The 11,350-nt window shown below is 73.4% G+C and carries 12 protein-coding genes; 5 read left to right on the top strand and 7 right to left on the bottom strand.

Features of this window, described 5'->3' with window-relative positions; all coding sequences use genetic code 11:
* From IE136_RS35855 to IE136_RS20665, 3 genes are all read left to right on the top strand, one after another.
* On the top strand, window positions 1-270 hold a 270-nt coding region (locus IE136_RS35855), incomplete at its 5' end, for a TOBE domain-containing protein (RefSeq protein WP_229818981.1).
* Between the two features lie 85 nt (window positions 271-355).
* Window positions 356-1,168, top strand: a complete 813-nt coding sequence (modA, locus tag IE136_RS20670; protein WP_189601056.1) for a molybdate ABC transporter substrate-binding protein — start codon at window positions 356-358, stop codon at window positions 1,166-1,168.
* 81 nt (window positions 1,169-1,249) lie between these two features.
* On the top strand, window positions 1,250-3,244 hold the full coding sequence (locus IE136_RS20665; RefSeq protein ID WP_158987396.1) for an ABC transporter permease: 1,995 nt from the start codon (window positions 1,250-1,252) through the stop codon (window positions 3,242-3,244).
* Window positions 3,245-3,783: 539 nt separating this feature from the next.
* On the opposite strand, the gene IE136_RS20660 is transcribed toward IE136_RS20665, so the two are convergent.
* The 6 genes from IE136_RS20660 to IE136_RS20635 all read right to left on the bottom strand — a co-directional run bounded on the left by IE136_RS20660 (window position 3,784) and on the right by IE136_RS20635 (window position 7,418).
* A complete protein-coding gene (locus IE136_RS20660) occupies window positions 3,784-4,155 on the bottom strand; it encodes a VOC family protein (RefSeq protein WP_189601055.1) in 372 nt (123 codons plus the stop codon).
* Window positions 4,156-4,279: 124 nt separating this feature from the next.
* Window positions 4,280-5,449 carry a lactate 2-monooxygenase gene (locus tag IE136_RS20655; protein WP_189601054.1) on the bottom strand — a complete coding sequence of 390 codons (1,170 nt, stop codon included), beginning with the start codon at window positions 5,447-5,449 and terminating at the stop codon, window positions 4,280-4,282.
* A 57-nt stretch (window positions 5,450-5,506) separates the two neighbouring features.
* The gene (gene crcB / locus IE136_RS20650; protein ID WP_158987402.1) at window positions 5,507-5,860 is read right to left on the bottom strand and encodes a fluoride efflux transporter CrcB; all 354 of its coding nucleotides are present in this window, start codon (window positions 5,858-5,860) and stop codon (window positions 5,507-5,509) included.
* Window positions 5,857-6,204, bottom strand: a complete 348-nt coding sequence (locus tag IE136_RS20645; protein WP_158987404.1) for a DUF190 domain-containing protein — start codon at window positions 6,202-6,204, stop codon at window positions 5,857-5,859. The genes crcB (IE136_RS20650) and IE136_RS20645 overlap by 4 nt, the downstream gene beginning before the upstream one ends.
* Window positions 6,201-6,611: a fluoride efflux transporter CrcB gene (crcB, locus tag IE136_RS20640; RefSeq protein WP_229818980.1), complete on the bottom strand. Its 411-nt coding sequence runs from the start codon at window positions 6,609-6,611 to the stop codon at window positions 6,201-6,203. The genes IE136_RS20645 and crcB (IE136_RS20640) overlap by 4 nt, the downstream gene beginning before the upstream one ends.
* Before the next feature lie 102 nt (window positions 6,612-6,713).
* Window positions 6,714-7,418 (bottom strand): DsbA family oxidoreductase, encoded by a 705-nt coding sequence (locus tag IE136_RS20635; protein ID WP_158987406.1) that lies wholly within the window; start codon window positions 7,416-7,418, stop codon window positions 6,714-6,716.
* A 155-nt stretch (window positions 7,419-7,573) separates the two neighbouring features.
* Here IE136_RS20635 and IE136_RS20630 point away from each other — a divergent pair, with 155 nt between their 5' ends.
* Together IE136_RS20630 and IE136_RS20625 are read left to right on the top strand one after the other, a co-directional pair.
* Complete coding sequence (locus IE136_RS20630) at window positions 7,574-8,662, top strand: LLM class flavin-dependent oxidoreductase (RefSeq protein ID WP_189601053.1); 1,089 nt, start codon at window positions 7,574-7,576, stop codon at window positions 8,660-8,662.
* Window positions 8,663-9,212: 550 nt separating this feature from the next.
* The gene (locus IE136_RS20625) at window positions 9,213-10,355 is read left to right on the top strand and encodes an IS701 family transposase (protein ID WP_229818995.1); all 1,143 of its coding nucleotides are present in this window, start codon (window positions 9,213-9,215) and stop codon (window positions 10,353-10,355) included.
* 79 nt (window positions 10,356-10,434) lie between these two features.
* Here the strand turns inward: IE136_RS20625 and IE136_RS20620 are convergent.
* Window positions 10,435-11,350 (bottom strand): PucR family transcriptional regulator (locus IE136_RS20620; RefSeq protein ID WP_189601052.1); only part of this gene is annotated, 916 nt, incomplete at its 5' end.

The following is an 11,350-nucleotide window of genomic DNA, read 5'->3' as shown; positions in this document are numbered from 1 at the left end:
GGCCGCGCCCTGGCCGCGTTCTCCGTGGAGATCGCCCAGGGCGCGGCCGTCGATGAGGACGCGTCGTACACCTCGGCGCGCAACTCCTTCCCCGGGATCGTCACCGCGATCAAGCTCGGCGACATCGCGGCCCAGGTCGAAATCCAGGCCGGGCCGCACCGCCTCGTCTCCCTCCTCACCCGGGAGGCCGTGGAGGAACTGGGACTGGAAGTCGGCATGCAGGCCACCGCCCGCGTGAAGTCGACCAGCGTGCACATCGACCGCGCCTGACACTCACGCAGCGCCAGGCGCCGGCGGCCGTCAGCGCCGCCCTCACCCCGCGCCTTCCTTTCGCCCGCAAGGAGTTCAGATCCTCATGTCCGTCCCCCGCGCCCTCACCAGACGCCGCGCCGCCGCCGCGCTGACCGCCGCCCTCCTCGTGCCGCTCGCCGCCTGCGGCAGCGACGACGCCCAGGAGGACACCGGGAAGACCGGGCCGTCCGGGTCCGCGAGCTCGGCCGCCGGGGCCGAGCTGACCGTGCTGGCCGCCGCCTCCCTGACCGACGTCTTCAAGACGGCCGGCGCCGCGTACGAGAAGGCCCACCCGGGAACGGAGATCACCTTCTCCTTCGCCGGCTCCCAGGAACTGGTCGCCCAGGTCGCCCAGGGATCCCCCGCCGACGCGCTCGTGACCGCCGACACCAGGTCCATGGACAAGGTGGAGGCCGACACCGGCACCCCGACGGTCATCGCCAGGAACCGCCTCGTCATCGCGACCGGCGAAGGCAACCCGCACAAGGTCGACGAGCTGAAGGACCTCGCGGACACCGAACTCAAGGTCGTCCTCGCGGCGCCCGAGGTGCCCGTCGGCAAGTACAGCCAGAAGATCCTCGACGCGCAGAAGATCACGGTGAAGCCGGTCTCGCAGGAGCCGAACGTCCGCGCCGTGCTCAGCAAGGTCGAGCTGGGCGAGGCCGACGCGGGACTCGTCTACAAGACCGACGCCGAGAGCGCCAAGGACAAGGTCGACGCCGTCGAGATCCCCGACGAGCAGAACGCCATCGCCGCGTACCCGGCCGCCACGCTCAAGCAGTCGAAGAACGCCGAGGCCGCCGCCGCGTTCGTCGCCTGGCTCTCCTCTCCGGAGGCCCAGAAGATCCTCCGGGGCGCGGGCTTCCAGCGGCCGTAGGCGGCGTGGCGTACATGGGGCCGCCCGGCTCGGGGGAACGGGCAGCCCCTCCCTCCTCCTCCGGACTCCCTGGGAACACCGATGAGACGAGCAGGCGTTCGGACACCCGGCGCACGCACTCCAGACACACGCACTCCCGACACACACCCTCCAGACGCACGCAGGCCCGGCACGCGCGCGCCCGTCACCCTGGCCGTCCCCGCCCTCCTCGCGGTGGCGATCCTGGCCCTCCCTCTGATCGGCGTTCTCGTACGGACCGAGTGGGGCCGGCTCGCCGGCCACCTCGGCGCACCGGGAACGGTCGAGGCGCTACGGCTCTCCCTCGTCGTGTCGTTCTGGGCGCTGGGTCTGTCGCTGCTCCTGGGCGTGCCCCTGGCCTGGCTGCTGGCCCGCGTGCCCTTCCGCGGCAGGGCGTTCGTCCGCTCGCTCGTCCTGCTGCCGATGGTTCTGCCGCCCACCGTCGGCGGGGTGGCGCTGCTGCTCGCCTTCGGCCGGCGCGGGCTCCTCGGGCCCTGGCTGGAGGACACCTTCGGCATCACCCTGCCGTTCCACACCTCGGGCGCCGTCCTCGCCGCGACCTTCGTCGCCATGCCGTTCCTCGTCATCAGCCTGGAGGGCGCGCTGGGTGGCCTGCGGCCGCGGTACGAGGAGACGGCGGCCTCCCTGGGAGCCTCGCCGGTACGGGTCTTCTTCACCGTCACCCTCCCCATGGTCGCTCCGGGCCTTCTGGCCGGTGCCGCGCTGACCTGGGCGCGGGCGCTCGGCGAGTTCGGCGCCACGATCACCTTCGCGGGCAACCTGCCGGGCACCACGCAGACCCTGCCGCTCCAGGTGTACCTGCTGCTCCAGGACGAGCCGGAGGCGGCGACGTCCGTCTCCCTGCTGCTGCTCGCCATCGCCATGGGCGTGCTCATCGCCCTGCGCGGCCGGTGGACGGGGACCCCCGCGGAACGGACTCCCCGTCCCGCGCCCTCGGCCGAGGCGAGCCCCGCCCCGGCAGCGCCGACGGCCGCGGCCACCCCGGCCGTACCGCCGCGGGAGCGCTGGTCGCTGCGTGCCGAGGTCACCGGCTTCACCCGGCTCACCCTGGACGCCGAGCCGGGCACCACCATCGCCGTCGTCGGCCCCAACGGCGCCGGCAAGACCACGCTGCTGCGCGCCCTCCTCGGGCTGACCCCCCGCGCCCACGCGGACCTCCGGCTCGGCGCGGCCGACGTCACCTCGCTTCCCCCGCACCGCCGCCACGTCGCCTGGGTCCCGCAGGACGGCGCGCTGTTCCCGCACATGACAGCCCTCGCCAACACCGCGTACGGGCTCCGGGTCCAAGGAGTCCGCCGGGCGGAGGCCCGCCGGGCCGCGCGGGAGTGGCTCGACCGGCTCGGCGTCGGCCACCTCGCCCACCGCCGCCCCGCCCAGCTCTCCGGCGGCCAGGCCCAGCGCGTCGCCCTGGCCCGGGCACTCGCCGCCTGCCCCCGGCTCCTCGTCCTCGACGAGCCGCTGGCCGCGCTCGACCAGACCACCCGCGCCCACGTACGCCACACCCTGCGCACCCATCTCCAGGGCTTCGGCGGTGTCTGTCTGATCGTCACCCACGACCCGGTCGAGGCCGTCTCGCTCGCCGACCGCGTCCTCGTCCTCGACGAGGGCCGCGCGATCCAGGACGCCTCCCCCGCCGAGGTCACCCGCCATCCACGCTCCCCCTGGGTCGCCCGCATGCTCGGCCGCAACGCCTGGCCCGGCACCGCCACCGCCGACGGCATCGCGCTCGCCGACGGCATCACCCTCATCACGGCCGAGACGCTCGCCCCCGGTACCGAGGCCCTCGCCGTCATCGCCCCCGAGGCCGTGTCCGTCCACCGCCGGAAGCCCGCGGGCAGCCCGCGCAACGTCTGGCCCGGCACCGTCCGCGAGATCACCGCCAGCGGCAGCCGCCTGCGCGTCCTCGTCACCTCCGAGCAGACGCCCGACCTCGTCGCCGAGATCACTCCGCAGGCCGCCGCCGAGCTGGGCCTCGCGGACGGGGTGCCCGTCTGGACCAGCGTCAAGGCGACCGAGGCGACGATCGTGGCCCTCTGACGCACTGTCGGTCCAGGGCTCGCAGGCCGGGTGCTCGCAGGCCGGGTGCCGGTACCGGGACGCCTGCCGCAGCCGGGCGGCGCGTCGAGCGAGGCGGCGGCGAGTTCTCGCCGTACCACGCCCTTGCGTCCGGGGCGGAGCGGTGAGGGCTCCCCGCGCGACAGGACCACCGTGCACACCGCCCCGGCCGGGCAGGGGCGCCGGCGAACAGTCGGGGCACGGCGAGGCCGAGGGCTCTTCGCACGCGGGCGGATCGCCGAGAACGCGGGCACCGTGACCGGCACGGTGGTGGCCCGGCCGCCGGCCAGTCCGCGTCGAGGTGGGCGTCGGGGTCGTCCCGGTGCAGCCGGTCGACGGCCCAGGCGTCCAGGCTGCCGGAGGCGAACGGCGTGCCCACGGTGGCGATCACCCCTCACGCCCCGCGTGACGACACGGGGCGGGTGAAGGGTGTCCGTGATGGCCGGGAGGTCAGGTCTTGGAGTGCACGCGAAGTCGACGGAGTCGCTTCTCCCGGCGGGCGACCGGCGGCGGGAGGGTGTTCAGCCTCGGAGCACGAGGCAGAAGGGGTGACCCGCCGGATCGGTGAGGACCCGCCACTTCTCCTCGTGCGGCTGGTGATCCGGTTTGCCGGCGCCGAGTGCCAGCAGCCGGGCCTCCGCCTCGTCCAGGTCGTCGACGTCGAAGCAGAGGTGGAGCTGTTGGGGAACGGTCTGGTCGGGCCAGCTGGGAGGCCGGTGGTCCTCGACGCGTTGGAAGCCTATGAGGAGTCCGTCCTGCCGGCTGAGCCCGGCGAACTCGGCGTGGGACCGCGGGTGCGGTTCGAGGCCGGTGGCCTGCTGGTAGAACGCCGCCAGCGCCGGTGGGTCGGGGCAGTCGAGCGTGATCGCGCTGAGTCTCATCTGCGGGGGCATGGCGGCTCCGACTCCTCGGTGGGCAACGCGAACAACCCTAGCTAGCGGGTGGCTTGTGGATCAGGCCGGAGTCAGCGAGCCCGGCCCGATCCACAAGACTCGCCCAGCCCCGGCCCCGGCCTCGTCACGTGCCCGGCGGCGTCTCCGTCAGGTCCTCGCGGGTCAGGGTCGACGGTGTCGCGTGGCCCGACAGGGCCAGGGTGAGGTCGAGTTCGGCGAGCAGACAGCGGATCACGTGGTCCACGCCCGCCTGGCCGTCGAGGGCGAGGCCGTACGCGTACGGGCGGCCGACGAGCACCCCGTCCGCGCCCAGCGCCAGGGCCTTGGCGATGTCGGCGCCCGTACGCACGCCGCTGTCGAAGAGGACCGTCAGCCGGTCGCCGACCGCGTCCGCCACGGCGGGCAGGGCGTCGGCCGCGGCGATCGCGCCGGCGACCTGGCGGCCCCCGTGGTTGGAGACCACCACCCCGTCCATGCCGGCCTCCGCCGCGGCGCGGGCGTCGTCGGGGTGGAGGACGCCCTTGAGAACGATCGGGCCGTCCCAGTTCGCGCGCAGGAACTCCAGGTCGGGCCAGGTCTTTCCGGGGTCGGCGAACATCGCCACGAAGTGCATGACGGCCGCCTGCGGGTCCTCCTCCACCGGCTTGGCCAGACCCGCCCGGAAGGCGTGGTCGGTGAAGTAGTTGGCGGTCCCGACCCCGCGCAGGAACGGCAGGTACGCCTGGTCGAGGTCGCGCGGCCGCCAGGAGAGGAGCGGGGTGTCGAGGGTGACGACGAGGGCGGTGTAGCCGGCCGCCTTCGCCCGGCGCAGGAAGGAGCGGGCGACCTCGTCGTCCTTCGGCCAGTACAGCTGGAACCACCGCTCCCCCTCCCCCATCGCCTCGGCCACCACTTCCATCGGGGTGCTGGAGGCGGAGGAGAGGATGTACGGGATGCCGTGCGCCGCCGCGGCCCGCGCGGCGGCGGGCTCGGCGTCGGGGTGCAGGATCGACAGGACGCCGACGGGGGCGAGGGCGACCGGGGCGGGCAGCGGCCGGCCCAACAGCGAGACGGAGAGGTCGCGTTCGCGTACGTCACGGAGCATGCGGGGGACGATCCGGCGCCGTTCGAGTGCGGTGCGGTTGGCGCGGTCGGTGGAGCCGTCGCCCGCGCTGCCGGTCACGTAGCCGACGGGCCCCGGGCCGAGCCGCCGGGCGGTCAGCTCCTCCAGGCGGGTCAGATCGGTGGGGAGCCGGGGCACGGCTCCGGTCAGGCCGTTGAGGTATATCTCGTACTGGAAGTCCGACCAGCTCATGGCGGGTACCCCTCTCGAAGATCGTCCTGCCGGCACCCTGCCACGCGCGCGATCTCCTCAGAAGAGGCGTGACGCCTCGGCTCCCAGCCATACGGCGCCGAGCCCGGCCGTCAGGGTGCCCGTCACGTTGGCCGCCGCGTAGGCCCTCGCCCCGCCCTCGTACAGCTTCAACGTCTCGTACGAGAAGGTGGAGTACGTGGTCAGCGCGCCGCACAGGCCGGTGCCGAGGAGCAGGTGCGCCTGGGCGGACGTGACTCCGGTCAGCAGGCCGAGGACGAGGGAGCCGGCCACGTTCACCGTGAACGTGCCCCAGGGGAAGACGGAGTCGTGGCGCGCCTGGACGGCGCGGTCGGTGAGGTGACGCAGCGGCGCGCCGATCGCCGCGCCGGCCAGGACGAGCAGCCAGTTCACGTCCGCCGCTCCCGGCCGGCGTATCGGATGACCTCGCAGTCGTCGAGGATCACCAGGCCCTCGGTCACCAGCGCGTCGAGCTGCGGAAGGAACTCCCGGATCCGCTCCTCGGTGTCCACGACCACGACGGCGATCGGCAGGTCATCGCTCAGCGAGAGCAGCCGTGACGTGTGGATGAGGGAGGAGGCGCCGAAGCCCTCGATGCCGCGGAAGACGGAGGCCCCGGCGAGCCCCGCCTCGTGCGCCCGGTGGACGATCTCGGAGTACAGCGGCCGGTGGTGCCAGATGTCGCTCTCCCCGACGAGGATCGTCACCCGCAGCGCCCTGCCCGCCAGTCTCGTCATCGCGTTCTCCGTCTCCGAGCGCCACGGGTCGCCGTGGTCGCGACCAGGACGGCGGCGAGGGCCGCCACCACCGTCACCCCCATGTATGCCACGCCCCGGGCCGTCTCCCCGGAGCTCAAGAGGCTCTGCGTGTCGAGGGCGTACGTCGAGAAGGTGGTGAAGCCGCCGAGGACGCCCGTCCCGAGGAAGGGGCGTACGAGCGGGTGCGGCGGGGCGGCCACCTCGGTGACCAGGACCATCAGGACGCCGATGGCGGCGCAGCCGGAGACGTTCACGAGGAGGATGGTCCAGGGGAAGGCGCCGGCGGGAGTGGGCCAGGCCAGGGACGCGCCGTAGCGGGCGGCAGCGCCGAGGGCGCCGCCCGCGGCGACGGCCCCGATCACCGGCATCTGTCCGCGAAGACTCACTCGGCAAGGTTAGTCGGCGTCGGTCGGCGAACGAGTGGACCGGCGTTCGGGGTGGGCCGGCGAGCGTCGCGCGGGCCCCGTCGCCCGGCTGCCGTCAGGCGGTCAGGCGGTCAGCGTGTCGAGGAGGTCCGTCGCCCAGTCGGCGTCGTAGCGGTCGAGCCGCGGAAAGCCGCCGTTGTAGAGGTCTCCGGTGAAGACGTAGGTCGCGCCCGGGTTGTGTTCCGCGTAGCCGCCGGCGGCGAAGAAGTGCGGGCTGCCCTGGATCTGAGGACCCTGCGCCTCGTGCCACTGCTCGTACACCTCGCGCCGCCCCGCGCCCCGCGCGAGCGCCGCCTCCAGCGCCCCGGCGTCGACGTCGGCGCAGCTCTCGGCGATGTCGAGGATGACGGAGTGGATCGCTATGCAGCGGTGCTCCGTGTAGAAGGCGTGCCGCAGTCCGGCGTCGAGCTGGTCGGAGCCGCGCAGCCCGCCGACCTCGGGCGCCTTGGCGGCCTGGACGGCTTCGAGGGCGGGCAGGACGCTCGACGGGTACTCCCATGCGGGCGCGTCCCACAGGCGCCAGCCCAGTTCGGGGCGGTGCGCCCCGAGCGTGACGATCTCGGCGTCGACGATGTGCTTGGGCGTGGGCTGCCGGTTGAACAGCTCCAGCGGGAAGGCGCGGTGGTCGATCAGGACCTCCTGGCCGCGCGCGGCGGCGGTGGCCCGCAGGGTGTGCAGGGCGAGCGAGGCCCAGGGGCAGCCGATGTCCGACCAGGCGGTGACGACGGGCGTGGGCCGTGTCTCTTCTCGTGCGGGTACGGATGTCATGGCTGTGAGCGTGGGCGTCCGGGTGCGGGGCGTCCAGCCCACGCGGCAGACTTCGTCACCACGGCCGAAGGCTTTCCGGATAAGTTTCCGTTTCTGCTCCGGGTCGTGCACTATGGGGAGGACGGACATCCTGGGGCGGCTTGGAGTGTTGTGTCATGCAGTTCGGAATCTTCACCGTCGGGGACAGGACCACCGATCCCACCGACGGCAGTACGCCGGGCGAGTACGAGCGGATCAAGGCGATGGTCACCATCGCCCGTAAGGCGGAGGAGGTCGGGCTCGACGTCTTCGCGACCGGCGAGCACCACAACCCGCCGTTCGTCCCGTCCTCGCCCACGACCCTGCTCGGGCACATCGCGGCGCGGACCGAGCGACTCATCCTGTCCACGTCCACGACGCTGATCACGACCAACGACCCGGTGAAGATCGCCGAGGACTACGCGATGCTCCAGCACCTCGCGGACGGCCGGGTGGATCTGATGATGGGCCGGGGCAACACCGGGCCGGTCTACCCGTGGTTCGGGCAGGACATCCGCCAGGGCATCCCGCTCGCGATCGAGAACTACGCGCTCCTCCACCGGCTGTGGCGGGAGGACGTGGTGAACTGGGAGGGCCGTTTCCGTACGGCGCTCCAGGGCTTCACCTCGACGCCGCGTCCGCTGGACGGCGTACCGCCGTTCGTCTGGCACGGTTCGATCCGCTCCCCCGAGATCGCCGAGCAGGCCGCGTACTACGGCGACGGGTTCTTCGCCAACCACATCTTCTGGCCGAAGGAGCACACGGCAAAGATGGTCGGTCTCTACCGCCGGCGTTTCGCGCACTACGGCCACGGCACCCCCGAGCAGGCGATCGTCGGCCTGGGCGGACATGTCTTCATGCGCAGGAACTCGCAGGACGCGGTGCGGGAGTTCCGGCCGTACTTCGACAACGCGCCGGTCTACGGGCACGGCCCGTCCCTGGAGGAGTACACGCGCGAGACACCGCTCACGGTCGGCTCCCCGCAGGAGGTCATCGAACGGACGATGTCGTTCCGGGAGTACGTGGGCGACTACCAGCGGCAGTTGTTCCTGGTGGACAGCGGCGGTCTGCCGCTGAAGACGGTCCTGGAGCAGCTCGATCTGCTCGGCGAGGAGGTCGTCCCGGTGCTGCGCAAGGAGATGGAGAGTCTGCGGCCGGCCGGGGTTCCGGCGGGTCCGACGCACGCGGCCCGGGTGGCGCGACGCGACGCGGAAGCGGGCGCGTAAGCGGGGCCGGAGCCCCGGAGGCGGGTCCGGAAACGGAGGGCACGGGGCGCTCCGCCCAGCAAGGGGGGACAAGGAGGCGGCACGGGCACGGTCCCTGGCCTGGGGCATTAACCAGGGGCCGGCCCGTGCCGCCTCGTTCTGCGATGGTCGGCCCGTCCCGCACCCCGGTCAAAGCGGGGCAGCCGAGTCTGTCAGATCACCCCCGGGGGGCATGAACTCCCGGTGGCGGTTCGGTGCCGGTTCCCGCTCCCCTGGTGGTCCGGCCACACCTCACCCCCCGTCCGACCTGTGACCGGCCCCCCGGGCGGCGCTCCCCGACCCGGCGACGGTGGTCCGGCCACCATCGGGCGGCCCAGACGGGTGCCGGGTACACCTCGTGCCGGGAGCGCCGGGACGAGACGGTTGGGGGGCAGCTGGAGGGAGCTGCAAAACCGTAGGCAGGAGTGTCGTGAGTACATCCGTCGCAACCACACGCAGGACCGTTCTCGATCCGCTGGGATACCCGCACCGCACCGGACACGGACCGCTTTCCGCGCCGTACCGGAACGCGGTGGCCGACGATGTCTACGACGAGCTCTGTGCCACGCTCTTCTCGGGGTTTCCCCGGCGCGATCAGCGTCTGAAGGCGGAGCAGTATCTCCGGGGGCTGCTGACCGCACAGGGCCGCAAGTCCATTCGTAACATCGCCGCGCAGATCGGCGGGCCGGCCGCCGAGCAGAGTCTGCACCACTTCATCTCCAGCTCGACCTGGGACTGGCGGCCCATGCGGGCCGCGCTCGCCGGGTTCCTGGAGCAGAACAGCTGCCCGCAGGCGTGGGTGGTCCGGTCGATGCCGATACCGAAGGCCGGCGAGCATTCGGTGGGCGTGGACCGGCGCTTCGACCCCGAGCGGGGCCAGGTCTTCCGCGGCCAGCAGGCCTTCGGGGTGTGGTTCGCCGCCGAGGAGCTGAGCGTGCCGGTCAACTGGCGGCTCTTCCTGCCCGATCCGTGGGTGAAGGACCGGACGCGGCGCGACCGCGCGGAGGTTCCGGAGGGGGCGGGCGAGGAGACGCTGGAGGAGTGCGCGGTGGCGGCCGCGCTCGACACCGCGCGCTGGCAGGACGTCACCCGCAAGCCGCTACTGCTGGACATCCGCGGCGGCGCGGGGCGGGCGGCGCTGAACCGGCTGGCCGGGGCGGGCGTTCCCGTCGTCGCGCGGATCGGTGCGACCTGCCGGCTCGCGGTCGCGGACCGGGCGCTGCCCGGCTTCGGCGCCGGGCCGCTGCCCGCCCAGCAGATCCTGGAGTCGCTCAAGGGCCTGCGCCGGCCCGTGGGCTGGCTGGACACCGCTGCCGGCGCGCGGACCTCGCGCACGTCGCTGGCGACGGTGGTACGGGTCGCGCTGCCGGCCCCCGCCGGGGAACGGATGCGTCCGCTGCTGCTCCTCGGCGAGTGGGACGACCCGCGGCGGCCCCCGGCGCGGCTGTGGATCACCGACCTGACCGGGTCGACGGTCGGCTCGCTGCTGCGGCTGACCAAACTCGCCCGCCGGGTGGAGCGCGACTTCACCCAGGTCGGGGAGGGAGCGGGGCTGCGGGACTTCGTGGGCCGCTCCTTCCGCGGCTGGCACCGCCACATCACCCTCGCCTCCGCCGCCCACGCGGCGACGGTCCTGGCGACGGACTGGGACGCGGCCTACGATTCGGCGGGCTGAGCGGGGGCGTCGGCGGCCTCGGGTCCGCCGCGCCCACAGGGCCTCGGGGCGGGACATCCCGCCGCGAGGCCGGCACTCCTCACGCCGTCGGTGGGGACGGGCGGGTGGGGTCGGCGCCACGTTGCCGGGCCAGGACGTCGCGGGTGCGTTGGAGGCGGAGGGCCAGTTGCACCTCCAGGACCTGGCCCGGCTTCTGCCACTCCGCGCCGAGGAGTTCGCTGATCCGTTCCAGCCGGCGCGAGACCGTGTTGGGATGGACGTGCAGCGCCTCCGCCGCGTTCGTCGGGCTGCCGCCCGACGCGAAGTACGCCTCCAGGGTGCGGGTCAGATCGGTGAACCGCTCGGCGTCGTAGTCCAGTACGGGACCGATCGCCGACTCGATGAAGCCGTCCACGTCGTGGTCGTCCGAGAGCAGCAGTCCCAGGAAACCCAGGTCCTGCACGGAAGCCGCAGAGCCCGCGCCGCCGAGCGCGCTCATCGCGTCCAGGCAGCGCATGGCCTCCAGATACATCCGCCCCGCGCTGTCCGGGCTCCAGCCCGGACCCGCCGCGCCGACCGAGACCGGGTGGCCGAGCAGCGGCGCGAGCTCACCGGAGACCGCCTTCGCCGCGGCCGAGGCGTCGAGCCCGGGCAGCAGCAGCACGATGCAGCCGCCCTGCACGGTCTTCAGACCGGACATGCGGTACGCGTACGAGGACGCCCACACCACCGCCCGCCCCTGCTCCCCGCCCTCCGGCCGGGCCACCACCAGGACGTGCGGCTTGCCCAGGTCGATGCCGAGGCGCCGGGCGCGCTGCACGATCTGCTGCGGGGCGTGCTGGGGGTCGGCGAGCAGGTCGTCGAGGAGCTCGTCGCGGACGGGCCCCTCGGCGACGGCCGTGGAGCGCTGCATCAGCAGCAGGAAGGCGACGGACTGGGCGGCCAGTTCGAGCAGGCGCTCGTCCTCGCCGGTCAGCCCGGTCGCGGGACGGATCACCAGGACGCCCAGGTCCTCC

This window comes from Streptomyces lateritius (assembly GCF_014649715.1).
Taxonomy (GTDB): Bacteria; Actinomycetota; Actinomycetes; order Streptomycetales; family Streptomycetaceae; genus Streptomyces; species Streptomyces lateritius.
Note: the sequence above shows the minus strand (reverse complement) of the source record. Positions and strands in the feature narration are given on the sequence as shown.

Bases quoted from the DNA above. Each gene is read 5' to 3' on its own strand.
- IE136_RS20635 (WP_158987406.1), bottom strand. From the start codon at position 7,418: ATGACATCCGTACCCGCACGAGAAGAGACACGGCCCACGCCCGTCGTC.
- IE136_RS20630 (WP_189601053.1), top strand. From the start codon at position 7,574: ATGCAGTTCGGAATCTTCACCGTCGGGGACAGGACCACCGATCCCACC.
- IE136_RS20655 (WP_189601054.1), bottom strand. From the start codon at position 5,449: ATGAGCTGGTCGGACTTCCAGTACGAGATATACCTCAACGGCCTGACC.
- IE136_RS20660 (WP_189601055.1), bottom strand. From the start codon at position 4,155: ATGCCCCCGCAGATGAGACTCAGCGCGATCACGCTCGACTGCCCCGAC.
- modA (WP_189601056.1), top strand. From the start codon at position 356: ATGTCCGTCCCCCGCGCCCTCACCAGACGCCGCGCCGCCGCCGCGCTG.
- IE136_RS20645 (WP_158987404.1), bottom strand. From the start codon at position 6,204: ATGACGAGACTGGCGGGCAGGGCGCTGCGGGTGACGATCCTCGTCGGG.
- IE136_RS20665 (WP_158987396.1), top strand. From the start codon at position 1,250: ATGAGACGAGCAGGCGTTCGGACACCCGGCGCACGCACTCCAGACACA.